Genomic DNA, 24,051 nt, shown 5'->3' with positions numbered 1-24,051 from the left:
ATTTTCACAGAAAACATCCATGAGTAAATTTTACTCCCCACCCAGGCATGAAAATCCATCTCTCCTTCCATAATGGAGGATGAACGCAAACAGTTTGGAAAGACGTGCTTTTTAATGGTGGTTCGACCCTGTACAAAAAACTGTTTGAGTCCATTTGGTGTTCCACCCATTGTAAGCCCTTTTCATTTGGAAAAGGTGACTACGAACAGAAAAATGCCTAACGAACAAGTGGACTCACTGTTTGCGAATTCATCAATGGAAGGAGTCCGGATCATGGATGTGCTTTATCATCGTTGCGCAGGTTTAGATGTTCATGCCAAAACGATTGTCGTTTGTGCGCTTTGGGGAGAAGAAGACCACATTCAAAAGGAGATCGAAACGTTTTCGACGTTTACCAAAGACTTGTTTCGCCTCCTGAAATGGCTCGAGGATCGAGAAATCACTCATCTAGCGATGGAGAGTACGGGGGTTTACTGGAAACCGGTCTTTAACATTTTAGAGGACTACTTTGACATTACCTTGGCCAACGCTCAGCGAATCAAGAATGTCCCAGGGAGAAAAACGGATGTATCCGATGCGGAATGGATCGCTAAATTATTGCGTTATGGACTGATTGAAAAGAGTTTTGTGCCACCCGCGCCAATTCGAGAATTGCGGGACTTGACCCGTTTACGCAAAAAGTGGGTGGGTCAATTGATTGCGGAAAAAAACCGAATTCATAAAGTATTGGAGTGTTCCAATATCAAGCTGGGTACGGTGATTTCCGACATCTTCGGAGTATCGGGCCGAAAACTCTTGACCCGTTTAATGGAACAGGGGTACATCGAAGAAGCCGATATCGACGCTTGCCTTCACGGAAGAATGAAAGGGAAAAAGCAACAAATTCAGGAATCGCTCTTTGGGACATTAACCGAACATGAGTTGTTCATGATTCGCCAATCGTGGAAGCACATCGAGTATTTGGAAAGCTTGATTCAGGAGATGGACCAACGCATCGACCATCTCTTACAACCGTATCAACAGGAAGTGGATCTTCTGATGACGATTCCTGGAGTGAAAAAGGAAACCGCCGCCGTCATCATCGCCGAAATCGGAGTGGATATGGGACAGTTCCCGACACCGCAGCGCCTCGCTTCTTGGGCTGGGGTGGCCCCGGGAAATCACGAAAGCGCTGGAAAACGCAAAAGTACACGAACGGTAAAGGGTAATCCTCATATTAAATCCGCGTTATGCGAGGCGGCATGGGCGTTATCCCGATGCAGGAATCAACCGTTGGCGGCGAAATTTTGGTCATTGGCGGCTCGCCGGGGAAAGAAAAAAGCACTCGTTGCGATCGCGCACCGAATGCTTGTCACCATTTACTGCATGCTTTCCCGAAAAGAACCGTTTTGGGGACCACAAGTAAGTTAGTATAGCCAAAATGAATACAGAATATACGAGATGCCTAAAAATAAGGCACCTCTGCTTTCCTGTTGTCTTTTTTGGCCATTTGTAGTGTATCCAAACTGATCACAGGATATACAGAGTTGACCGGGTTTTATGGATTTTCACAGAAAAAAAGTGTCCCGATCCTTTTGGGACACCCTCGACTTGCATTTCTTTTGTCTCTTACTTGCGGATGAATTGCTGCGTCCAAATATATCCATTTTCTTCAAAACCAACGCCGATGTGCGTAAAGTTTTTGTTCAAAATGTTCGCGCGGTGGCCTTCACTGTTCATCCACGCATTGACGACTTCCTGTGGTGTGCGTTGGCCTTTGGCGATGTTTTCCCCGGCAGCCGTGTACGAGATGCCGAATTTTTTCATCATCTCAAATGGAGAACCGTACGTCGGGCTGTTGTGCGAGAAGTAGTGGTTCACGGCCATATCGCGCGATTTTTCGCGTGCGACTTTGCTGAGGGCCAAGTCAACTTGAAGCGGCGGCAAGCCGTATTTTGCCCGCTCTTTATTCGTCAGTTCAACGACTTGTTGCTCATAGGCGTTTAAGCCAGTTGCTTTTTGCGGTGCTGCTGTTGGGGCCGTCGCTGGCGTTTTCGCCGGTGCTGGCGTATTCGCAGCCGGTTTCGTCGCTGGCTGTTTGACCGTTGCCGGCGCCTGCGGTTTTGTCGTTGGCTGTTTTGCCGCCGGTTGTTGTGTTGCCGGTTTTACGGGTTGGAACGACACGAACGGGAAGTATTGTTGCAGCCATTTCTCAAAATCTTGAACGTTTGTGCTGACATATTTTACTTGATACGCATTCGCTGTCGGACACGTCGTCCCAGCTGCTTCCGTTTTCGTTGCCGCGAACGAAGCGCCGGCGAGTGCGACCGAAGCTGCGATTGTTGCTACCATTTTTTTCTTCATCGGAATTCCTCCTTGTATCCTCTATTTGAAAGTTTCAGAGATATTGCGTCCGTCAGTCATGCCTACACGATGAGATTCGAAGAGGAACGGTTTCGTTGTTCCCTTGCCTTCGCCCTCATTATAACACGGGTTTTTTGTAATATTTTTGGGCTAAAATGGAAAAAACGCAGGCTGGCAACACCTGGAAAAACAAGCGCTTGTTTTCATTGCCAGTTGGCTGCCCATCACGGCAGTTGCAACGATTGGAAGCGGCATCCTTTCACTAACTGCCCTTCCTTTTTCCCCTCTATTATTCTAGCCACCCACATTTTTCTAGGAAAAAGGGAGTTGACAGCCTCTTTTTTGGACCATTTCGTTTAACAATTGTTACAGCTGTGTTACAAAACAGGGGAGATATTCACATTCTTGTTTTAAAAAAGAAGCTGGTGGCGATCAGCCCCAGCTTCTGTCATGATCTTTTTCGTTCCTAGTCGACAACGAGCACCGTTTGCACTTCATTCGGCTTCACCTCGACGGCAAACGTCCCGCATTCGTCCGCCGCGAGCGAGTCAAGCGGCTCCTCGTTGAGATTCGCGCGAAAAACGCCCGAAAACGGCTTGTTCCATTGGAACGCCGCCGTCGTTATCGTTGGCGTTGAATTGTAAAAGAGGAGCTTATCGGCATACAGCCGCACCCGTTCGTCAAAGCGCATCGATCTCCATCCCCCACCGTCTCATCGTTTGCTACTATTTTAGCAAGAACGGATGGCGGTTGGCTATAGAGCGCCTCTTCTATTGCGATAGTTGATGCCCCTCAACCAACACCGGAATGCGTTCTTTATATTTCTCCACCCATCGGCGGTTATGTTCGTCCGCCCCCTCAATGTTGCCGCTTAAAAAGATCGGCGGTTCTATTCCATTTTCCGCCATGAGGACAATCGCCTCGGCGAAAACGGCGTTTAAAATCGCGCTGCCGATCACGGTCGAAGTAGGGGCAAATGGAACGGAAACATTCGGATGAGCTAAAATCGCGTCTCCTCTCACACAATGATTGTCAATCACCAAGTCCACCACTTCATACAATAACCGACCGCTCTTATGCCGCGACGGTTGACTCTTCGAATATTCCAAAGATGTAATCGCGATCGTGTACGCCCCTTTCTCCTTTGCTGCCAACGCCACATCAATCGGAACAGGATTGCGCCCCGATGTGGACAAAACAAAAAACACATCTTCAGGACGGATATCCTCATGATTGATAAAATTTTGTGCCAAATCATTCATTCTCTCCAACATGGACGACCGCACCGCCCCTTCGTGAAGCATCAGCGGCTCGACAAAGATCGGTTTCACCGGAACAAGCCCTCCCGCCCGGTAAAACACTTCCTCTGTCAAAATATGGGAGTGGCCGCATCCGAATAACTGAACGATTCCGCCGTTTTGAATCGCTTCGCTTACCATATGGGCGGCCTTTTTTAGATTGTCCTTTTCATGGCTTAAAACGAGTTCCAGATGTTCATTGATTTTTTGGAAATATTGATTGATCATCGGCCATTCGCCCCTTAAGCGCTTGATTTCCTATCCCTAAACTAGATTTAGCCCGCCGCAGCCACAGTTAGACCCGCTCCTGCAGCCAAAAAAACGGCTTCCCCTATAAAGGAAGCCGTCCGTCGGTTCCATCGCATTCCTTGCTTTACTGCCCTGTATATCCGCCAACCGGGATATTGTCCTTCCGCGCCACCCCAGTGCGGTAAGCGGCTTCGATGACCGCTTGTCTGACGCGTTCAACGACTTTGCTGTTGAAGACGCTCGGGATGATGTATGTTTCGTTCAATTCATCCTCCGTCACGACAGAGGCAATCGCCTTCGCAGCGGCAAGCTTCATTTCCTCGTTAATTTCTCTCGCCCGGCAGTCGAGCGCCCCGCGGAAAATGCCCGGGAAGCAAAGGACGTTGTTAATTTGGTTCGGATAATCAGAACGTCCGGTCGCCATAACGCGCACGTACGGTTCGGCCAGCTCCGGATCAATTTCCGGAATCGGGTTGGCCATCGCAAACACGATCGGGTCGCGCGCCATTTTTTTCACATCTTCCACTTTTAAAATGCCGGGAGCTGAGACGCCAATAAACACATCTGCGCCGGCGATGACATCGGACAAGCTTCCTTTCAGATTATCCGGGTTCGTGATTTGCGCATATTCTTGCCAATACGGATTTTCATACGTTTCATCGCGATGGATGGCGCCGTGGCGGTCGACCCCGATAATGTTGCGTACGCCGGCCGCAAGCAAAATTTTCGTGCAGGCGATGCCAGCGGCGCCAATGCCGGTGAGAACCACTTTAATGTCCTCGAGCTTTTTGTCGACGATTTTCAACGCATTAAGCAACCCGGCCAAGAGCACGACCGCCGTGCCGTGTTGGTCGTCATGGAACACCGGGATGTCAAGCTCTTCCTTCAACCGCTTTTCAATCTCAAAGCAGCGCGGAGCGGAAATGTCTTCGAGATTAATGCCGCCAAACGCCGGGGCGATCGCTTTCACAATTTGAATGATTTCTTCCGTGTCTTTCGTATCCAAACAAATCGGGAACGCGTCCACTCCGGCAAATTCCTTAAACAGCATCGCTTTCCCTTCCATGACCGGCATCGCCGCATACGGGCCGATGTCGCCAAGCCCGAGCACCGCCGTGCCATCCGAGACAACGGCGACCGTATTCCGTTTAATCGTCAGCGAATACGCCTTGCGCGGATCCTCAGCGATGGCCGTGCAGACGCGCGCCACGCCCGGCGTGTACACCCGCGACAAGTCGTCGCGCGTTTTCACTGGGATTTTTGAATTTGTTTCAATTTTCCCCCCGATGTGCATCAAAAACGTGCGGTCGGAAACGTTGATGATTTTGACACCGCGAATTTTTTTCAGCGCCTCAATGATCAAATCGCACTGCTTCGTGTCGAGGGCGCTGACGGTGATGTCGCGCACCGTGTGAACTTTGCTTGATGAAATGACGTCAATTCCGACAATGTCCCCGCCCGCTTTGCCGATTGCGGCGGCGATATCGCTGAACGAGACGATATCTTTTTCGAACTGGAGACGAATCGTAATGTTCATCGCTGCCCCGCCTGGTAATGCCATAACAATCGTCCTTCCTTTTCTCTATTTTTGTTTAAATCAGTAAATCATCTTACGGTACAAATGTTATCCTATGAACCGGAAAAAGACAACCCTTATTGTACACCCCTTTCGGCAAACACATGCATCTTTCCGCCGAACGTGAAACAGCATGCGTCCTGAGCCAGCGCAGCCTTCTTCCCACCGTTCATGTTCCGCTGTTGGCAAAACAGCAACAGGGGTGGCTGACGGCAGAAAAACAACATGCAAGAAGGAAATCAGAGCAGCAATGAAGTAAACGTAAAAGAAAGGAAAAACTAGACAGGAGCGAAAAAGAATGAGAGAAAAGCTGTTTCTCGTGCTGGCCAACTTGTTTTGGGCCGGCAATTACGTCATCGGGAAGTCCATCATTGCGGAAACGGGCCCATTTTGGCTGACGTTGATCCGTTGGTGCGCCGCTTTTATCGTGTTGGCGCCCGTATCGTACTGGCTTGAGCGGCCGCGCTACCAGGACATCATCAAACAATATTGGCTGCCGCTCGCTGCAGCCGGAATTCTTGGCGTCATCGGCTATAATTTGCTTTTATACGGCGCGCTCGCCTATACATCGCCGATGAACGCAGCGATCGTCAATTCGCTCAATCCGGCGATCATCGTCGTGTTGTCGTATGCGCTGCTGCGGGAGCGGCTGTCAAAAACCAATATTGCCGGCTTTTTGTTGTCGCTGGCCGGTGTATTGTTTATTTTAACGGATGGGCATATAGCACACGTCTTCCGAATGAACTACAACCGCGGTGATTTGATGATGCTCGCCGCCGGTGTCGTCTGGGCGCTTTATTCGATCATCGGCAAAAAACTACCCGTCCCACCGATTACAGCGACAACGTGCTCCGTTTTTTTTAGCTTGCTGCTGCTGTGGCCGTTCGCATTCTTTTATCCGTTTCCAGCTGATCACATAAGTGCAGCTGGGCTCGCCGGATTGGTCTATATTTGCTTGTTTCCGTCCATTCTTTCCTTCTTATTTTGGAACATCTCAGTGCAAAAAGTCGGTCCGAGCCATGCCGGTGTATATTTAAACTTAATTGCCGTATTTACCGCTGTGATCACGTTTTTGCTTGGCGGTGCTCTATCCGTCCTGCAGCTGGCCGGCGGCGCAATCGTCTTGTTCGGCGTCTATTTGGCGACAAAAGCGCCGAAAGTGAAGACGGAACAAGTGGATATCGCAGGATGACGGCCGGGCCGTTTGGCGGACAGCATCATCAAAAATAAAACCCGCCATCACAAGCGGGAACCTTTAGCCATGAAAAACAGCGCCGCCCGCCGCACCCAAAACCCTGTTGCATGCACAAGCGGTCTCCCCTCACCCAAAGGGAGACCGCTTTTTGGCTATTGGAGCAATCGAAGGAACTCACGCATAAACGCCGGCAAATCCGGCCACGCATGGGCGGAGACGAGGTTGCCGTCAACGTGGACTGTATGGTCAGACACATACGTCGCTCCTAGCGCCTCAACCCCCGGCTTGCAGGCAATATACGCTGTCAAACTCCGTCCTTTCAGCAAATCCGGCATTGTTTCAAAAATGAGCGAGGCGTGGCAAATGGCGGCAATCGGCTTATTCGCCTCAAAGAAATGGCGAACGATGCGCTGCACGTTCTCATCAAGGCGAATGTACTCCGGAGCGCGCCCGCCCGGAATGACCAATCCGTCGTATTGCGCCGGATCGACTTCGGCGAACGACGCATGGGCGTCGATCAAATAGCCTTGCTTTTCCACGTACGTATCCCAGTCGGCAAAATCGTGAACGACCGTATGCAGTTTCTTTTTCTTCGGCGCGGCAATCGTCGCTTCATAACCTTCTTCAAGCAAGCGGTAATACGGATAGTATACTTCAAGCGCCTCAACAGCATCACCCGTGATGATCAGCACTTTTTTGCTCATGGATTCCCGCCTCCTTGTCCATTTTTTTCTTTCATTTCTATCATACTGGAAACGAGTGAAAAGGAAAAGTAAAATGATTGGTGGAAAGGTATGAAGCAGCAGAAACGAGAGTCGCTATGGTTGCGACAGTAAGGAGGGAAACAGAATGACCATCACCTCATGGCTGGCCGCCTCGCGCCACACCGTCGTGCTGACCGGCGCCGGCATGTCAACCGAAAGCGGGCTGCCCGATTTCCGCTCGCCGCGCACCGGGCTGTGGGCGCGTTTTAACCCGAGCGAACTCGCTACCATCGATGCGCTGTACCATCGCCGTGAATCGTTCGTCGAGTTTTACCAATATCGCATTCGCACCTTGCAACAATGCCAACCGCATGACGGACACCGCTTATTGGCCGATTGGGAGCGGCGCGGGATCGTGCAAACGATTGTGACGCAAAATGTCGATGGCTTTCACCAAGAAGCGGGAAGCCGACGCGTCATCGAACTTCATGGCTCGCTCCGCACCGTCCATTGTCAGCGGTGCGGGGAGTCAAAACCCAGCTTTGTCTATTTGCACGGTGTGTTGACGTGCGAATGCGGCGGAGTTTTGCGCCCGTCGGTCGTGCTGTTTGGCGAGCCGCTGCCGGAGAAAGCCATCACGGAAGCATGGGAGGCTGCCCAACAGGCTGATCTATTCCTCGTGCTTGGCTCCTCCCTGCAAGTGTCGCCGGCCAATCAACTGCCGCTTGTCGCCAAACGAAACGGTGCGAAGCTTGTCATCATCAATTGGGAGCCGACTGACTTGGACGATCTCGCCGACGCTGTCATTCACGGCCGGAAAATCGGCGAGGTGCTGAACGAGCTGGAGCGGCAGTTGACGGAGGCGGCGGAATGAACAAAGAAACGATGTTGCAAATGGCGCTCGAATCGATCGGCGACCACTCCCGCATCCGCCATTGGCGCCGCGTCTCGGGCGGCGACATCAATGACGTCTATCGCGTCCAAAGCGGCAAACAAACGTACTTTATCAAAATGCAACGTTTCCCGCCGAGTGGATTTTTCGCTGCCGAACAGATGGGCCTCGAGCTGATCAGGCAAGCACGCGCCATCGACGTTCCGCATACCTTCGGCTTCGGGGAAGCGGACGGCTGGGGCTGGCTCGTCTTGGAATGGGTCGAAGGAACGGAAACGACACAGACGGCCGAACAGCTCGGCCGCGGCCTTGCCCGCCTCCATCAATGCCGCGGGCCGGCGTTTGGCCTTGACCGCGATACCTATATCGGCATGCTGCCGCAGCGCAACGGCTGGTACGGCCGCTGGACCGACTATTACCGCGACGCCCGCCTTAGACCACAAATGACGCGAGCGGCGGAGAGAGGCCTCCTGCCCGTCAAGCGGCGCAAACGTCTCGAATGGCTGCTCGAGCGGCTTGACCAATGGCTCCCGGATGACTGTTTTCCATCGCTTTTGCATGGCGATTTATGGAGCGGCAACTGGATTCCAGGGCCAGACGGAGTGCCGTATTTGATCGATCCGTCTGTTTTGTATGGCCATCATGAGTTTGAGATCGCGTTTACCGAGCTGTTTGGCGGCTTCCCAGTCCGGTTTTATGAGAGCTATCGCGAGCTTATGCCGCTCTCGGCTGATTATCATGGCCGAAAACCACTCTACCAGCTGTTTTACTTGCTCGTTCATCTAAATTTATTTGGCGAAACATACGGCAGCGCGGTTGACCGCGTGCTGGATCGTTACGCGGGGGAGTAGTTTTTCCTGCTTCCCCCGCCATCCTTATTCAGCACGGATCGCTTCGAGCAGCGCATCACCGTTTTCGCTCACGCGCACATAGGCAAACCGAACATTCTCTTGCCGTTTCATCCCCGTTTTTTCCGGAATGAAATACGATTCAATGCCATACACGACTTGCGGGCCGTGAAACGTACCGGTGATGATCACATCCCCCGGTTGCGGCGTGTATCCCGGCCTTTTTTCCCCATTGACCATATATACGCCAGCCAAACGGTGCACCCCGTCCTCTCCTTTTCGCAGCCCGACTTGCACCCGTCCGCTTCCGTCAAGCGACGGAATGGTGGAAATATCGTACCGAAGCTGAATATAATCCCCTTGCAACATGGAGCGTGGATCCAACGGTTCAAGTTCCAACTTTACTACATCACCATATCGCAACAATCGTTCTTTTTGCCACACGGTATAACCTAAAAATGAAAATTGAGCGATCACGACTATGAGCGTCAACAACGAAACGCGCCGCCCCCAGCGCACGCCCAGCCTCCATGTGAAGCCATTTCGTTTCTCAAGCCATACCGCCCATGCGAGCAACACCGCTCCCGCCGCCAGCAAACTGACCGATTTATGAAGCAAATTCCATGCGAGTTCATAATATTTCAGCACGAGATAAAGCGCTGTGTACACCCAAGCGGTCTTCCGCTCCAGTTGCCGACCGCGGAAAAGAAAGAAGGCAAGCGCCAAAATCATGGCGATATTCAACGTCACGTACAGTCCATCAGCCGCAAACACATCAACGCTTGTCGCAATCCCAAGCGCGCCGAACGCCAAGACAAGCGGAGTGAGAAACGGCGTTTCGCGAAAGCGGCCATACGCATACAACCCGCCGTTGACCAAAGCCAAGGTGAGCAACACCATCCGGCCGTCATCCATCACCGAACTTAAGGCGATCCCTAAATAGACCGTCAGCGCCGCCGTCGTCAACCGGCGCACTCCGCTGTCTGATGATCGGATGACGCCAATCGCAAGCCCAATGGCATAGAGGAACAGAGTCGACCGCGAGACCTCCCACGCCATCGCCACCCCGAGCCCGTAACCAATAGCAAGCAGTGTATAACGAACGACCGGATTCCAATGCCGGCCAAATGAGGCGGGAACGACAAATCCAAAGATGGAAATGAAAAAGAGCACGTAAGGCGACCATGACTCTGTCCAAAGGAAATACAAGCCAAGCAGGCTTTGTATGGCCAACGCGGAAGCCGCAAGCGTGACAATCGCTTGAAACGACGCCAAAAAACGCCTTCCAGCTTTCGTCTCCGCTGAAAACAGCCCAGCCCGCCGCAATAGCACAACGCCGCCGCACAGCACAGCAGCGGCCGCCATAAGCCCAATGAGAAGCAGCCACGTTTCAAAATGATCTGCGAGCAAGCGAATGTATTGAATGAACAAAAACAGTCCAGCAAACAAACTCGTCAACAACACGTACGGCCGCTGCTTGGCGATGACAAGAAAATAATAAAGCAACACGGCGAGCAACACGGTATACACGTATGGCCACCATGCGTCGCGCCCATAGGAAAAACCGGTTACGTCAATCACAAGCAGCCAACCTTGCATGGCAATATAAGCGAGATGGGCGACTAACGGCGTACGGCTGACACCAACCAGCACGCCGTTGATCGCTGCAAACAATAAGAGCAAACCAAACGACGACCATTCCGTCCACTCAATCCGATAAGCGGACGGAAAATAATAAAACCAGCACGCAAGCTGCAACAACCCAATCGCGATCACGGACAGCACCCGTTCTTTTGTCAGCAGCGCCAACAAAGCGGTCGGCGCAAGCCAGGCAAGAAACAGCCAATAACTGTCAGCATGCGAATTGTAAATTTGTCCAAGCAACGCCAACGCAATGCCAAATGACAACACCCCGCCGATCAGCATCCAGCGCCCTAAGAAACGATGGCGGCCCCAAAGCGCCGCGCTTGCGATGTAAAATGCCGCCATCATGCCGATGCTGATTCCGACTTTCACCTCTCGCCCCATCCCCGGCCAGTTGGCGGCAAAAAAATACACAATGCCGGCAATGATGCACAAAAACGCCAACGCATACCCCGTTTTCACGATCCGGGCCGCCATATCGCTTCCTCCCTGTGACTCAGATCTTTCCTCTATAAAGCATATGCTGAAAAAGCTGTCTAGAAGACCAGTGAAAACACGCCTTATTCCATCGCATTTTCCTAGTTACCACCGGCCTTTTAGACTTTTTTCTTTGTTGCGGTGAAGAACATTATGGTTGGAGATAATTTTTTAAGTGGAAAATTTCCATATCATGCTCTGTCACTTTTTTCATCAAATAATCGATGGATGCCTGTTTGGAAGAGAACTCGCGCGAAGCCAGATCAAGAGCGGCCTGATGCTTATGAAGCATGTTCTCGATGTGGCGAAAGTGGCTCCGCATTTCTGTTGCGAGGTTGTCAACTTTTTCTTCGACCCGTTCAACTTTCGCTTCAAGCCGTTGTTGCCCTTCTTTGAGCGTTTGCACGTCGCCCTTGATCATGTCCATGTCCGCTTTCAACGTTTGCACGTCGCCTTTGACCGCGTCCATGTCCGCTTTCAACGTTTGCACGTCGCCTTTGACCGCGTCCATGTCCGCTTTCAACGTTTGCACGTCGCCTTTGACCGCGTCCATGTCCGCTTTCAACGTTTGCACGTCACCTTTGACCGCGTCCATGTCCGCTTTCAACGTTTGCACGTCGCCTTTGACCGCGTCCATGTCCGCTTTCAACGTTTGCACGTCGCCTTTGACCATGTCCATGTCCGCTTTTAATGTGCGCACATCCTCTTCCACCCGGTGAAGCCGCTGTTCCAAGCGGGCTTGCCCCTCTTGCAACAACTGCACTTCACCTTCCAAGCGCGCCTGTCCTTCTTTCAGCGCTTGGATCTCGCCTTCCAAACGCGCTTGTCCTTCTTGAAGGGCCCGGACATCGCCTTCGATCCGATCGAGCCGCATGTGGATCGGATTCAACTTTTGGTCAAGCAATTCAGCCATTAGTTGCACGAGTTCGGCTTGGCTCATCGTTTCTCACCTCCTTTCCCCCATTGTATCATTGTCCCACACAACGTCATAGTATAGAAAAAGAGATTTTCTTCTCCTTTTCGACAAGATCAGACGCTAAATCAAACCGATGAATCGGCTTCATCATCAAATCAACATGGGGCAAAAAATGATTTTTTGATGATCAGCTACAAACGGCCGCCTCGATGAATCCACATCCGATAAAGAGCAAGACAGGCCGCCAAGTAAGCACCGCCAAGCACAAACCCGCCAAGCACATCAGACGGATAATGCACTTGCAAGCTTAACCGGCTTAAGCCAGTTAAGAGCGCCAGCGCCGCAAACACGCCGTAAATGGCCGCCCGTTCTCCACGCTTGGTGCGCGTTTGCGCCAAAAAATACGCTAAAAGCAGCAAGTAAATCGTCCCGATCATCGCGTGGCCGCTCGGAAAACTGAACCCCCCGATCTCGGCATGCGGCGGGCGCTCCCGCCCCACAACATGCTTGATCCATTCGTTGATGCCATACCCCCCACCAACAGCGACGACAACCAACACCATTCCATAGACATCGCGGCGGAAAAACCATAAACCAATGACAAGCATCACACTGATGATGCCTATTGTTTTCCCATTGCCGAGAAACGTAAACGGATCGAGCCATTGCCATGAATCAAACAGCTGCAGCCCACCTTCGTCAGCCGCCTTTGTCACCCCGGCTGCCACGCTTGCCCAAACAGCCAAAAAAAAGACCGCGCCGACAGCCGCTATCATCCATAATCGTCGGTTCACTCTGACTCACTCCTTGTTGATGCTTCCTCACAACCGCATCAGTCGGTTGCCCACCACTGGATATCAAAGTCGATTTGTACGGAGATCAAACCAAAAGGAAACATTGAAAGTTCCTCATTATAACTTAATATATTTTCATGAACAAAAGAAAAATCCTCCTTAAAAAGCAACACTTTTTAAGGAGGAAACAACCGTTACGACGGCAGCTTCGTCTCTCCCATCAGGAACCGGTCCACTTCACGGGCCGCCCCCCGGCCCTCGTGGATCGCCCAAACGATCAGGCTTTGGCCGCGGCGGGCGTCGCCAGCCGCAAACACGCCCTCGATGTTTGTTGTATATTTGCCGTATGGGGCTTTCACTTTGTTGTTGATCGTTTCAACGCCAAACTGCTTCAACAACGGCTGCTCTGGCCCTTCAAACCCGATGGCGATAAACACCAAATCACACGGCCATACTTGTTCCGTCCCCGGAATTTCTTTAAAGATCGCTTTGCCGTTTTCATCAATGATTTTTTCCATTTGAATCGTATGCAGCTCTTTCACGCGGCCGTGCTCGTCGCCTACGATTTTTTTCGTTTGAATGCAATATTGACGCGGGTCTGCCCCAAATTTCGCCTTCGCTTCCTCATACGCATAATCAAGCGTGAAAACGAGCGGATATTGCGGCCAAGGGTTATTGTCTGGGCGCTTGTCCGGCAAAGCCGGGTGTTTGCCAAACTGGACGACGCTTTTGCAGCCTTGGCGCAGCGCGGTCGCCACGCAGTCGGCCCCCGTGTCGCCGCCCCCGATCACGATGACACGTTTTCCCTTGGCATCGATAAACTGGCCGTCGGCAAAATTCGAATCCAATAAACTTTTCGTCACGCCGGTCAAATAATCCATCGCAAAATGGACCCCCTCAAGCTCCCGGCCTTCAATGGCCAAATCGCGCTGCTTTTGCGCACCGATGCACAAGACGACGGCGTCGTACTGAGCACGAAGTTCGTCAGCCATAATATCTTTGCCGACTTCGGTGTTCGTAATAAACGTGATGCCTTCCTCTTCGAGCAGACGCACCCGCCGCTCGACCACTTCTTTTTCCAACTTCATATTCGGAATGCCGTACATCAATAAGCCGCCGATGCGGTCAGCCCGCTCATACACCGTCACCGAATGGCCGGCTTGGTTGAGTTGGTCAGCGCAGGCCAACCCGGCCGGGCCGGAGCCGACGATGGCCACCTTTTTCCCCGTGCGCGTCTTCGGGATGCGCGGTTTCACCCATCCTTCAGCAAACCCTTTATCAATAATGGCCCGTTCGATTCCTTTAATCGCAACCGCTGGGTCGGAAATGGCCACCGTGCACGATCCTTCGCATGGCGCCGGACAGACGCGTCCAGTAAATTCCGGGAAATTATTGGTCTTTAAAAGTCGGTCAAGCGCTTCTTTCCAGCGCCCTCGGTACACCAAATCGTTCCATTCTGGGATCAAGTTGTGCACCGGACACCCCGAGGTAAGGCCGTTCAGCTCCAATCCCATATGACAAAACGGCGTGCCACAGTCCATACAGCGGGCGCCTTGGCGGGCCAGCACCTCTTCCGAAAACGGCTGTGTATATTCTTTCCAATCATCAAGACGGGAAAGCGGGTCGCGCTTTTTTTCCTCCTCGCGTGCATATTCCATAAACCCTGTTGCTTTTCCCACGATGGTTCCCCCTCCTTCTTTCCGTACACGTCCTCTCTTCTCCCCGATGCGGCCTTCCCGCCTGTTAGGCCAGTCAAAAAGCGAGCCCCGCGCGGCCGCGGGGCCAAAGCGGCGCCGCCATGCCACAGCCGCCCGAAAGGAAGACCTTATTTCGCGGCCGCTTGCAACACATGGACACCGACGGCAGCCGCTTTTTTCCGTTTCGCCACCGTTTCAAACGCCGCCAAGGCAGCTTCATCATACGAAAACCCGGATTGTTCGAGCGCTTGAATCGTTTCCACCATCAGTTTGTAGTTGTGTGGAATGACTTTGACAAACCGGCGGACATACGCATCCCACTCTTCGAGCACTAACGCCGCCCGCGGGCTTCCCGTATAGCGGTAATGGTTTTCGATCATCCGACGCACGTCGCGAATTTCTTCCTCGTCTTCGAGCCGCTCAAACGAGACGAGCTCAAGGTTGGCGGTTTGCTGCCAGCTGTCTTCGTCAGCGAGAACGTAAGCGATGCCCCCGGACATGCCAGCGGCGAAGTTTTTGCCAACCGAACCGAGGATGACGACGCGGCCGCCGGTCATATATTCACACCCGTGATCGCCGACTCCCTCAACAACGGCATGAACGCCGCTGTTGCGCACACAGAACCGTTCACCGGCGCGGCCGCGAATGTACGCCTCGCCGCTCGTCGCCCCGTAGAAAGCGACGTTGCCGATAATGACATTGTCCGCTGCGGCAAACGGCGCCTCATGCGGCGGACGGACGATCACTTTGCCGCCGGAAAGCCCTTTGCCGACGTAGTCGTTCGCGTCGCCGACGAGCTCGAGCGTCATCCCTTTCGGCACAAACGCCGCAAAACTTTGCCCGGCCGATCCGGTGAAATGGAGGCGGATCGTATCATCCGGCAACCCTTCCTCACCGTAGCGTTTCGAAATCTCGCTGCCGGTCATCGCCCCGACCGTGCGGTGGACGTTGCGGATGGCGAGGTGAAGTTCGACCGGCTCCTGCCGTTCAAGCGCTGGCTGCACCGCCGGCAAAATTTCTGTATGATCAAGCGTCTCTTCCAAACGATGGTTTTGCCCTTTGATGCAAGTGCGCGGTCCATCGACTTGGTACAGAAGACGCGACAGATCGAGATGTTTCGCTTTCCAATGCGCTTTCGCCCGCTCGCTTACCTTCAAGACATCGACGCGGCCGACCATTTCGTCGATCGTGCGGAAGCCGAGCTCCGCCATAATTTCCCGCACTTCTTGAGCGACAAAGTACATAAAGTTGACGACATGTTCTGGCTTCCCGGTGAATTTTTTACGCAGTTCCGGATTTTGCGTCGCCACGCCGACCGGGCATGTATCCAAATGGCAGACGCGCATCATGACACAGCCTAAAACGACGAGCGGTGCCGTCGCAAATCCGAATTCTTCGGCCCCAAACAGCGCCGCCATCACAACGTCACGGCCGGTCATCAATTTGCCGTCGGTTTCTAGAACGACGCGGTCGCGCAACCCATTGAGCATGAGCGTCTGATGCGTTTCCGCCAAACCAAGCTCCCACGGCAGGCCGGCATGTTTAATACTCGTTTTCGGCGAAGCGCCCGTGCCGCCGTCATAGCCGCTGATGACAATGACATCGGCGTTCCCTTTCGCCACGCCAGCGGCGATCGTGCCAACGCCGGCTTTGGCGACGAGCTTCACGCTGATGCGCGCATCTTTGTTGGCGTTTTTCAAATCATAAATGAGTTGGGCCAAATCTTCAATCGAGTAAATGTCATGGTGCGGCGGCGGAGAAATAAGCTCCACCCCTGGCGTTGAGCCGCGCACTTTGCCGACCCACGGATACACTTTGTTGGCCGGAAGCTGCCCGCCTTCACCCGGTTTTGCTCCTTGGGCCATTTTGATTTGCAATTCATCGGCATTGACCAAATAATGGCTTTTTACGCCAAAACGTCCGGACGCCACTTGTTTGATCGCGCTGCGGCGCCAGTCGCCGTTTTCATCTTTCACATAGCGGGCCGGGTCTTCGCCGCCCTCGCCGCTGTTGCTTTTTCCGCCGATCCGGTTCATGGCGATCGCCAGCGCCTCATGGGCTTCCTGGCTGATCGAACCGAACGACATGGCCCCTGTTTTAAAGCGGCGGACGATCGACTCGACCGGTTCGACTTCCTCAATCGGCACCGGTTGCCGGCTCGAATCGAAATCGAACAAATTGCGCAAGAACGTCAACTGTTCTTCATTGGCCAGTTTCGAATATTGTTTATAGAGGTTGTAATCGTTTTTCCGGCACGCCCACTGCAGCAAATGGATCGTCTTCGGGTTGAACGCGTGATGTTCGCCGTTGCGTCGCCATTGCAGCTCGCTGCCCGTATCCAGCACATCGTCTTCGTACCGTGCGTCAAATGCGGACTCATGGCGCATTTTCGCTTCTTTGGCGATTTCCGCAAGCCCGATGCCGCCAATTTGCGATGCCGTGCCGGTAAAGTATTCATCAATGACATCGTTGCCGATGCCGACGGCCTCAAAAATTTGTGCGCCGCGGTAGCTTTGCACCGTCGAAATGCCCATTTTCGACATCACTTTGACGACACCGTCAACAGCCGCCTTGATATATGTTTTCACCGCTTCACGGTAAGACAAGGCGATCGTGCCGTTTTCTGACGCTTGGCGGATCGTCTCCAGCGCCAAGTACGGGTTGATGGCGTCCGCCCCGTAGCCGATGAGCGCCGCAAAATGATGCACTTCACGCGCTTCACCGCTTTCTACAAGCAGGCTGACGTTCGTGCGCGTCCCTTTGCGGACAAGATGCTGGTGAAGCCCGCTTGTCGCCAACAAAACCGGAATGGCGACATGTGTTTCATCAACGCCGCGGTCGGACAGCACAAGAAGCGCCGCCCCGTTTTCGATCGCTTCATCCGCTTTGGCAAACAGCTCATCAAGCGCCTGTTTCAAATCATCAGTAAACAGCGTAGGCAGCACCGCGCACGCAAATTCCGGGTACGGATTGGCTTTTAACGCTGCGAGCTCTTCGTTCGTCAATAGCGGAGTTTCCAAGCGGATGCGCCGCGCCGCTTTGGCGTCCGGATGCAAAATGTTCCCTTCTTTGCCAAGCAGCGTCATCGTCGAGGTGACGACATATTCGCGGATCGCATCAATCGGCGGATTTGTCACTTGGGCGAACAGCTGCTTGAAGTAGTTGAACAAACTTTGCGGCCGCTCCGACAGCACGGCAAGCGGCGCGTCCATGCCCATAGCGCCGGTCGGATCTTTTCCTTCCGCCGCCATCGGCAAAATCGTTTTTTCCACATCTTCAAACGTGTAGCCGAACGCTTTTTGCAGTTTGACGAGTTGCTTCGGCGCTTCGACGTCCTCCGGAATTTCCAGATCGCCAAGCGTGATCATTTGCTCGTTGATCCATTGGCGATATGGCTTTTCATGAGCCATTTCTTCCTTGATTTCCTGGTCGGAGATGATGCGCCCTTGCTCGAGGTCAACCAAAAGCATTTTCCCCGGGCTCAGCCGTTCCTTATATAAAATGTTGTTCGGGTCGACATCAATGACGCCGACTTCGGATGAAAAAATAATGTAGTCGTCTTTGGTGACGTAATAGCGGGCCGGACGCAAGCCGTTCCGGTCCAAAATGGCGCCGATTTGCTTGCCGTCGGTGAACGAAATCGCCGTCGGTCCATCCCACGGCTCCATGAGACAGCTATGGTACTCGTAAAACGCCTTTTTCGCCCCGTCCATCTGCTCATCCCAAAACCACGGTTCCGGAATGAGCATCATCGCGACATGGGCCGGCTTCCGGCCAGCAAGAACGAAAAATTCGAACGCATTGTCCAAAATCGACGAGTCGCTGCCGTTCGTATCCAAAATCGGCACGACTTTTTCCAAATCCGCGCCGAACGCTTCCGACACAAATTGCTTCTCGCGCGCCGTCATCCAGTTGACATTGCCGCGCAGCGTGTTGATCTCGCCGTTATGGATCAAATAGCGGTTCGGATGGGCCCGCTCCCAGCTCGGGAACGTGTTCGTGCTGAAGCGCGAGTGCACGAGGGCAAACGCCGAACGGAACCGTTCATCTTGCAAATCCAAATAAAACGCATCGATTTGTTCCGGCGTAAGCAACCCTTTATAAACGATCGTCCGGCTCGAGAAGCTCGCTACATAGCACTCGTTGTTTTCCACACATTTTTCGAATTGTTTGCGGATCACATACAGCTTCCGTTCAAACGCCAACTCATCAGCCACGTCATCACTTGCCGCGACAAACACTTGGCGGATGAACGGCTGGCTTTGCCGCGCCAGTTTGCCAAGCTTTTCACGATCAACTGGAACTGTCCGCCATCCGAGCAGCCGTTGCCCTTCTTGAGCGACGATCTCATTGAACATCGATTCATAGTACGCCCGTTTCGCTTCCTCTTCCGGCAAAAAGAACATCCCGACCCCGTAGCGCCCTTTTTCCGGCAAGTTCATCCCGCCGCACACCGCTTGAAAATACTCATGCGGAATTTGCGTCATAATGCCCGCGCCATCGCCCGTTTCCGGATCGCTCCCTTGTCCGCCGCGGTGTTCAAGCTGGCGAAGCATATGAAGTGCCTTTTTGATAATGTCGTGCGACGGTTTTCCTTTCAAATGCGCATAAAACCCGATCCCGCATGCATCATGCTCAAATTCCGGGCGATATAACCCTTGCGCTTCCGGTAATCCGTAGTGTTTCATGCTGCCTTCCCCTCCCGTTCCGAATTGTCTGTAATATTCATTGTAGTTTTCAAAATTAATATAAACAATATATAATTTAGATAAAATCCATCTCATTTTGCGATCAATCAAAAGGAGGGAGAAAAATGGAGCTGCGGCAGCTGCAATATTTCGTGGAAGTCGCCCGGCGCGAACACGTCTCCGAAGCCGCCGATGCCCTCCATGTCGCGCAGTCGGCGATCAGCCGGCAAATCGCAAACTTAGAAGCGGAGCTTGGCGTGCAGCTTTTTGAACGGGAAGGGCGGAACGTGAAGCTCACCCCCATCGGCCGTCATTTTTTGCCGCACGCCGAAGCAGTGTTGAAGGCGGTCGATGATGCAAAGCAACAAATCGAAGAATATTTAGACCCGGAGCGCGGGACGATTAAAATCGGGTTTCCGACAAGCCTGGCAAGCCACATGATGCCCATGGTCATCTCCGCCTTTAAAGCGGAACACCCAAACGTCTCGTTCCATCTCCGCCAAGGGTCGTACTATTATTTAATCGAAGCGGTGAAAAAACGGGAAATTGACTTGGCCTTTCTTGGACCAATTCCCGCACGCGAAATCGGCATCAAAGGGGAAATTTTATTTTCTGAACCGTTTGCGGCCCTCCTGCCGAACAGCCATCCGCTCGCTCGCCGCGACCGGATCGTGTTAAACGAACTGCGCCACGACCCGTTTGTTACGTTTCCAAAGGGATACATTTTGCATCAAATCGTCATTGACGCTTGCCACCAAGCCGGATTTTCGCCCAACATCTCATCGGAAGGCGAAGATCTCGATGCCATTAAAGGGCTTGTCTCCGCCGGCATCGGCGTGACCCTCTTGCCGGAGAGCGCCCTGTCGGAAAGCTTGCTTCGCTACGCCGCCAAAGTGCCGATTGAAATGCCGCAAGTGAAGCGAAATGTCGGCATCATCGTCTCCGACCATCACGAGCTCGCCCCGTCGGTGAAAGTGTTTTACCGGTTTGTGAAAGACTTTTTCTCCGAGCTGGAGCGGTATCAATTGCGGGGATAAAAAAGACGCAGGCGCTGCTTCCTGCGTCTTTCTCTTATTCTTCTGCACGCCTGCCTCCCCCGTCCCCTTCACTCTTTTAGAAGACTGGTGATTTAATGAAAAAATCAGCTCAACAATATCCCTTCTCAAGTTAAGAAACCTTGTAAAAATGTCTCTTCTTTTCCAACAAAAATCACCCATTTGACGAAAATGATCGTTTTTCACCGACCTTTTAGGAAGTGTTCGTGTCAAGGACAAAACAAGAAGGAATGTGGAAGCATCGAGCTTTTGGCGTTGCTTCAAGCAGACCGCGTCCCAAACGTCATCCCAGCCGCACCACCATCCGGCCGCGCAGTTCGCCGCGCAAAATGCGCTTAAGCGCTTGCGGCAATTCAGCGAGCGAAATCTCTTGAGCAATCCGCTCCAAATCCGGCTTTAAGTCGCCAGCGAGCCGCTCCCAAATGCGGAGGCGCACATCCATTGGACAATAGACAGAATCGATGCCAAGCAAGCTGACACCGCGCAAAATAAACGGATGGACCGTCGTCGGCACTTCCGCCCCTCCGGTCAGTCCGCTCACCGCCACGGCTCCGCCGTAGCGGATGCGGCTTAACACCGTGGCCAGCGTCCGGCCGCCGACCGGATCGACTGCCGCTGCCCAGCGCTGCCGATCAAGCGGACGAATGCGCTCAGCCGTGACGTCCTCTCGCGTCAACACTTCTTTCGCCCCTAAAACGCGCAAATAATCGTGCTCCGCCGCTTTGCCTGTGCTCGCTTCCACCGTGTAGCCGCGCTTCGCGAGCATCGACACGGCCAGACTCCCGACGCCGCCCGTCGCCCCCGTGACAAGCACCGGTCCGCGTTCCGGCGTCAGCCCGTGCTCCTCAAGACGGTGAATGGACAGCGCCGCTGTAAACCCAGCTGTCCCGATCGCCATCGCTTCTTTCAACGTCAACCCTTTCGGCAGCGGAACGAGCCATTCGCCGTGCAGGCGAGCATATTCACTGTAGCCTCCGAAATGTGTCACGCCGATTTCATAACCGGTCGCAATCACCTCATCCCCTTCGCGAAAACGCGGATGTTGCGACGAAACAACCACCCCGGCCAAATCAATTCCGGGCACAAACGGATACGTTTTCACAATTTTGCCGTCCGGAATGGACGCCAATCCGTCTTTGTAGTTGACGCTTGAATAATGGACGCGGACAAGGACATCACCTTCCGGCAAATCATCCATGGAAATCGTCTGCACACCGGCGGTAAATTCTGTTTCGGTTTTGTTGACAACAAACGCTTGAAATGCGGACATCATTCTCTCCCTTTCCCCATACATTCTTCACTCATGTCATTCGACAAACAAACGCCAGATTCCTTTTTTATCATCCTAAACCAAGAAGACCCTCACTCCCGCTTGTGAGCGTAAGCGGGTGATAAATAAACGTCTAATGAAAGTCCTCCCTACACTTCCTTGATTTCTTTTGCTAAACTGTAAACAAACGTATTCTTAAAAATGAAAGAGGGTGAAACAATGGGCAATATCCCTGACTCGAACAAAATTTACACTTACGCTGACTGGAAAACATGGGAAGGTCGCTGGGAACTTATAAATGGAAAAGCATATAATACGACACCTGCTCCATCTTCGGAACATCAATTTGCAGTCGGAGAATTGTATTTTGCTTTGCGCCATTTTTTCCAAAACAAACATTGTTATGTTTTTATGGCGCCGTTTGATGTATTCCTTAGCAAAAATGAAACGTATGAAACCCCTGATGACATTGTCCAACCCGATATTGCCGTGATTTGCAATAAAAAACAGATTGTCCAAAAAGGATGTTACGGGGCACCTACACTGGTTGTTGAAGTCTTGTCACCTTCAACCGCTTTAAAAGACTACAACGAAAAATTTTATACTTACCAACACTATGGAATTGCGGAATATTGGATTGTTGATACTGCTAATAAAATGATTCATGTGTACTATTTGCACGAAGGTACATACTCAACGACATGCAACATACGGACAACAAGACACGCTGCATTCCGCACAATTTAAGGACTTAGCTATTCCATTAACGTATGTATTTGAATGGGGTTAAAACGGCTCTTGTTCGGAATGGCCATTCAGTGTTCATGATCGATCTTTCGTCAAACACACAGGAATCGATGATCGGGCAGCCTGCCCTGAGGCAGGTGTCTAAGAATCTCCCATCTCGAAGAACAAGCGCATAGGCGGGAGAACGTTCAGCCCTAGCGACAGCCGCCTGCTTCTATGTTTTTCCGAATGTCTGCACGAAGGCAAACAAAACACCAGCCTGTCGACCCAAGCTGGCGTTTGTCCTTCTTCTTATTGAATGGCCGCTAGCGCCCCGGTCAAGACACGCACCACAAACGAAAGTTCATCATCCGTGATGCAAAGCGGCGGCGACAGCGTGAGTACGTTGTTGTATCCGGCGACTGTCGTTCCGTTTTTGCCGATGATGAGGCCGTTTTCTTTGCATCGATGGATCACTTGATTGACAAGCGACACATCAAGAGGCTCTTTCGTCGCCGTGTCAGCGACAAGCTCAATGCCGACAAGCAGCCCTTTGCCGCGCACATCCCCGACGTACGGATGGTCGGCCAGTTTCGTTTTCAGTGCCGAAAGCAGCCATTCGCCCGCTTCACGCGAACGGTCAAACAGACGCTCCTCCTCCATAATCTCGATGTTTTTCAGCGCCACCGCACAAGCAGCTGGATGGCCCCCAAACGTATTGACATGGCGGAAATAGTCGTATTCGCCTGTTCCTTTGAACGCCTCGTAAATCTCTTTCCGAACCGCCGTTGCCGCCAGCGGCAAATACGCGCTCGTAATGCCTTTCGCCATTGTGATGATGTCCGGCTTGACGCCGTAGTGTTGAAATCCGAACGCTTTTCCCGTCCGGCCGAAGCCGCAGATGACTTCATCGACAATAAGCAAAGCCCCGTGTTTTTCACACACTTCTTTGACCGCTTTCATATACCCGTCCGGAGGAATGAGCACACCGCCCCCGGTGATGATCGGCTCCATAATGACGGCCGCAATCGTTTCGCTCAACTCCCACGTCATGACATCATCAATGGCCTTTACCGCCCGCAGTCGGCGCGGATCGTCCGCCGCATCCGGGTCGCGGTAGACATCCGGCGGCGGCACGTGGATGAAACCTGGGGCGAGCGGCTCGTATTTGTATTTCCGCTGCGCCTGCCCGGTGGCTGAGAGCGCCCCCATCGAATTCCCATGGTACGCCCGGTAGCGGGAAATGATTTTGTACCGATGATGCTCCCCGCGTTGCTGATGGTATTGGCGGGCGATTTTAAACGCCGTTTCGTTCGCTTCCGACCCGCTGTTGGAAAAGAAAATCACATACTCATCGCCTAACAGTTCGTTGAGCTTTTCCCCGAGCTGAATCGCCGACAAGTGGCTTTGCGTCAACGGGAAATACGCCAGCGTCTTCAGCTGCTCATACGCCGCTTCGGCGAGTTCCTCGCGCCCGTAGCCGACGTTGACGCACCAGAGCCCGGCCATCGCATCCAAATACTGATGGCCAGCTGCATCCGTCACCCAGCAGCCTTTTGCTTCGGCCACAATCAGCGTTGCTTGTGGGTTATATGGCTTCATCGAATGCCAGATATATCGGTCATCTTTGTCGAGCCACAGTTGGTGGGGTTGTTCAGTTTGCATGATTCTCTGCCCCT

The 24,051-nt window shown here is 52.7% G+C and carries 17 protein-coding genes and 1 pseudogene; 6 read left to right on the top strand and 12 right to left on the bottom strand.

The features are described from left to right. The first annotated feature begins 273 nt into the window (after window positions 1-273). A complete protein-coding gene (locus tag GT3570_RS06925) occupies window positions 274-1,410 on the top strand; it encodes an IS110 family RNA-guided transposase (protein WP_020959521.1) in 1,137 nt (378 codons plus the stop codon). A gap of 198 nt (window positions 1,411-1,608) precedes the next feature. Here GT3570_RS06925 and GT3570_RS06920 read toward each other — a convergent pair whose 3' ends face one another. From GT3570_RS06920 to GT3570_RS06905, 4 genes are all read right to left on the bottom strand, one after another. Beyond that, on the bottom strand, window positions 1,609-2,343 hold the full coding sequence (locus tag GT3570_RS06920; protein ID WP_011230938.1) for a CAP domain-containing protein: 735 nt from the start codon (window positions 2,341-2,343) through the stop codon (window positions 1,609-1,611). Between the two features lie 466 nt (window positions 2,344-2,809). Continuing rightward, a complete protein-coding gene (locus GT3570_RS06915; RefSeq protein ID WP_013145591.1) occupies window positions 2,810-3,034 on the bottom strand; it encodes a glycosyl hydrolase-related protein in 225 nt (74 codons plus the stop codon). Between the two features lie 79 nt (window positions 3,035-3,113). Next, entirely contained in the window at window positions 3,114-3,869 is a 756-nt protein-coding gene (locus GT3570_RS06910; RefSeq protein WP_011230937.1) for an SIS domain-containing protein, read from the bottom strand. 145 nt (window positions 3,870-4,014) lie between these two features. Then, window positions 4,015-5,451, bottom strand: coding sequence for an NAD-dependent malic enzyme (locus GT3570_RS06905; RefSeq protein WP_014195615.1), 1,437 nt, complete (start codon window positions 5,449-5,451; stop codon window positions 4,015-4,017). A gap of 313 nt (window positions 5,452-5,764) precedes the next feature. Between GT3570_RS06905 and GT3570_RS06900 the strand changes: the two genes are divergently transcribed. Continuing rightward, on the top strand, window positions 5,765-6,658 hold the full coding sequence (locus GT3570_RS06900) for a DMT family transporter (protein WP_023634139.1): 894 nt from the start codon (window positions 5,765-5,767) through the stop codon (window positions 6,656-6,658). Window positions 6,659-6,813: 155 nt separating this feature from the next. Here the strand turns inward: GT3570_RS06900 and GT3570_RS06895 are convergent, their stop codons facing one another. Then, window positions 6,814-7,365: a DJ-1/PfpI family protein gene (locus GT3570_RS06895; RefSeq protein ID WP_023634140.1), complete on the bottom strand. Its 552-nt coding sequence runs from the start codon at window positions 7,363-7,365 to the stop codon at window positions 6,814-6,816. A 145-nt stretch (window positions 7,366-7,510) separates the two neighbouring features. Between GT3570_RS06895 and GT3570_RS06890 the strand changes: the two genes are divergently transcribed. Further along, on the top strand, window positions 7,511-8,239 hold the full coding sequence (locus GT3570_RS06890; protein ID WP_042381819.1) for an NAD-dependent deacylase: 729 nt from the start codon (window positions 7,511-7,513) through the stop codon (window positions 8,237-8,239). Further along, the gene (locus GT3570_RS06885; RefSeq protein ID WP_042381822.1) at window positions 8,236-9,108 is read left to right on the top strand and encodes a fructosamine kinase family protein; all 873 of its coding nucleotides are present in this window, start codon (window positions 8,236-8,238) and stop codon (window positions 9,106-9,108) included. Before GT3570_RS06890 ends, GT3570_RS06885 begins: the two co-directional genes overlap by 4 nt. 24 nt (window positions 9,109-9,132) lie before the next feature. Here the strand turns inward: GT3570_RS06885 and GT3570_RS06880 are convergent, their stop codons facing one another. The 5 genes from GT3570_RS06880 to gltB all read right to left on the bottom strand — a co-directional run bounded on the left by GT3570_RS06880 (window position 9,133) and on the right by gltB (window position 19,321). Further along, window positions 9,133-11,226, bottom strand: coding sequence for a GDYXXLXY domain-containing protein (locus GT3570_RS06880; RefSeq protein ID WP_062898573.1), 2,094 nt, complete (start codon window positions 11,224-11,226; stop codon window positions 9,133-9,135). A gap of 151 nt (window positions 11,227-11,377) precedes the next feature. Next, window positions 11,378-12,166, bottom strand: a complete 789-nt coding sequence (locus GT3570_RS06875; protein WP_062898572.1) for an ATP-binding protein — start codon at window positions 12,164-12,166, stop codon at window positions 11,378-11,380. Window positions 12,167-12,333: 167 nt separating this feature from the next. After that, window positions 12,334-12,918 (bottom strand): phosphatase PAP2 family protein, encoded by a 585-nt coding sequence (locus GT3570_RS06870; protein ID WP_020278734.1) that lies wholly within the window; start codon window positions 12,916-12,918, stop codon window positions 12,334-12,336. A gap of 212 nt (window positions 12,919-13,130) precedes the next feature. Beyond that, window positions 13,131-14,615, bottom strand: a complete 1,485-nt coding sequence (locus tag GT3570_RS06865; RefSeq protein WP_011230928.1) for a glutamate synthase subunit beta — start codon at window positions 14,613-14,615, stop codon at window positions 13,131-13,133. Window positions 14,616-14,761: 146 nt separating this feature from the next. Further along, on the bottom strand, window positions 14,762-19,321 hold the full coding sequence (gene gltB / locus GT3570_RS06860) for a glutamate synthase large subunit (RefSeq protein WP_047757825.1): 4,560 nt from the start codon (window positions 19,319-19,321) through the stop codon (window positions 14,762-14,764). A gap of 125 nt (window positions 19,322-19,446) precedes the next feature. Here gltB and GT3570_RS06855 point away from each other — a divergent pair, with 125 nt between their 5' ends. Then, on the top strand, window positions 19,447-20,358 hold the full coding sequence (locus GT3570_RS06855) for a glutamate biosynthesis transcriptional regulator GltC (RefSeq protein WP_011230926.1): 912 nt from the start codon (window positions 19,447-19,449) through the stop codon (window positions 20,356-20,358). A gap of 301 nt (window positions 20,359-20,659) precedes the next feature. On the opposite strand, the gene GT3570_RS06850 is transcribed toward GT3570_RS06855, so the two are convergent. After that, on the bottom strand, window positions 20,660-21,646 hold the full coding sequence (locus GT3570_RS06850; protein ID WP_031212882.1) for an NADPH:quinone oxidoreductase family protein: 987 nt from the start codon (window positions 21,644-21,646) through the stop codon (window positions 20,660-20,662). Between the two features lie 219 nt (window positions 21,647-21,865). Between GT3570_RS06850 and GT3570_RS06845 the strand changes: the two are divergent. After that, window positions 21,866-22,436 (top strand): annotated as a pseudogene (locus GT3570_RS06845) (Uma2 family endonuclease). Window positions 22,437-22,684: 248 nt separating this feature from the next. Here GT3570_RS06845 and GT3570_RS06840 read toward each other — a convergent pair. After that, the gene (locus tag GT3570_RS06840) at window positions 22,685-24,037 is read right to left on the bottom strand and encodes an aspartate aminotransferase family protein (protein WP_062898571.1); all 1,353 of its coding nucleotides are present in this window, start codon (window positions 24,035-24,037) and stop codon (window positions 22,685-22,687) included. Window positions 24,038-24,051: the final 14 nt, after the last annotated feature.

The organism is Geobacillus thermoleovorans, assembly GCF_001610955.1.
Classification (GTDB): Bacteria; Bacillota; Bacilli; order Bacillales; family Anoxybacillaceae; genus Geobacillus; species Geobacillus thermoleovorans.
This window is presented reverse-complemented; position numbering and strand designations above follow the sequence as displayed.

Coding starts and splice junctions, on each gene's coding strand:
- GT3570_RS06925 (WP_020959521.1), top strand. CDS start 274: ATGGATGTGCTTTATCATCGTTGCGCAGGTTTAGATGTTCATGCCAAA.
- GT3570_RS06920 (WP_011230938.1), bottom strand. CDS start 2,343: ATGAAGAAAAAAATGGTAGCAACAATCGCAGCTTCGGTCGCACTCGCC.
- GT3570_RS06915 (WP_013145591.1), bottom strand. CDS start 3,034: ATGCGCTTTGACGAACGGGTGCGGCTGTATGCCGATAAGCTCCTCTTT.
- GT3570_RS06910 (WP_011230937.1), bottom strand. CDS start 3,869: ATGATCAATCAATATTTCCAAAAAATCAATGAACATCTGGAACTCGTT.
- GT3570_RS06905 (WP_014195615.1), bottom strand. CDS start 5,451: ATGGCATTACCAGGCGGGGCAGCGATGAACATTACGATTCGTCTCCAG.
- GT3570_RS06900 (WP_023634139.1), top strand. CDS start 5,765: ATGAGAGAAAAGCTGTTTCTCGTGCTGGCCAACTTGTTTTGGGCCGGC.
- GT3570_RS06895 (WP_023634140.1), bottom strand. CDS start 7,365: ATGAGCAAAAAAGTGCTGATCATCACGGGTGATGCTGTTGAGGCGCTT.
- GT3570_RS06890 (WP_042381819.1), top strand. CDS start 7,511: ATGACCATCACCTCATGGCTGGCCGCCTCGCGCCACACCGTCGTGCTG.
- GT3570_RS06885 (WP_042381822.1), top strand. CDS start 8,236: ATGAACAAAGAAACGATGTTGCAAATGGCGCTCGAATCGATCGGCGAC.
- GT3570_RS06880 (WP_062898573.1), bottom strand. CDS start 11,226: ATGGCGGCCCGGATCGTGAAAACGGGGTATGCGTTGGCGTTTTTGTGC.
- GT3570_RS06875 (WP_062898572.1), bottom strand. CDS start 12,166: ATGAGCCAAGCCGAACTCGTGCAACTAATGGCTGAATTGCTTGACCAA.
- GT3570_RS06870 (WP_020278734.1), bottom strand. CDS start 12,918: ATGATAGCGGCTGTCGGCGCGGTCTTTTTTTTGGCTGTTTGGGCAAGC.
- gltB (WP_047757825.1), bottom strand. CDS start 19,321: ATGAAACACTACGGATTACCGGAAGCGCAAGGGTTATATCGCCCGGAA.
- GT3570_RS06855 (WP_011230926.1), top strand. CDS start 19,447: ATGGAGCTGCGGCAGCTGCAATATTTCGTGGAAGTCGCCCGGCGCGAA.
- GT3570_RS06850 (WP_031212882.1), bottom strand. CDS start 21,646: ATGTCCGCATTTCAAGCGTTTGTTGTCAACAAAACCGAAACAGAATTT.
- GT3570_RS06840 (WP_062898571.1), bottom strand. CDS start 24,037: ATGCAAACTGAACAACCCCACCAACTGTGGCTCGACAAAGATGACCGA.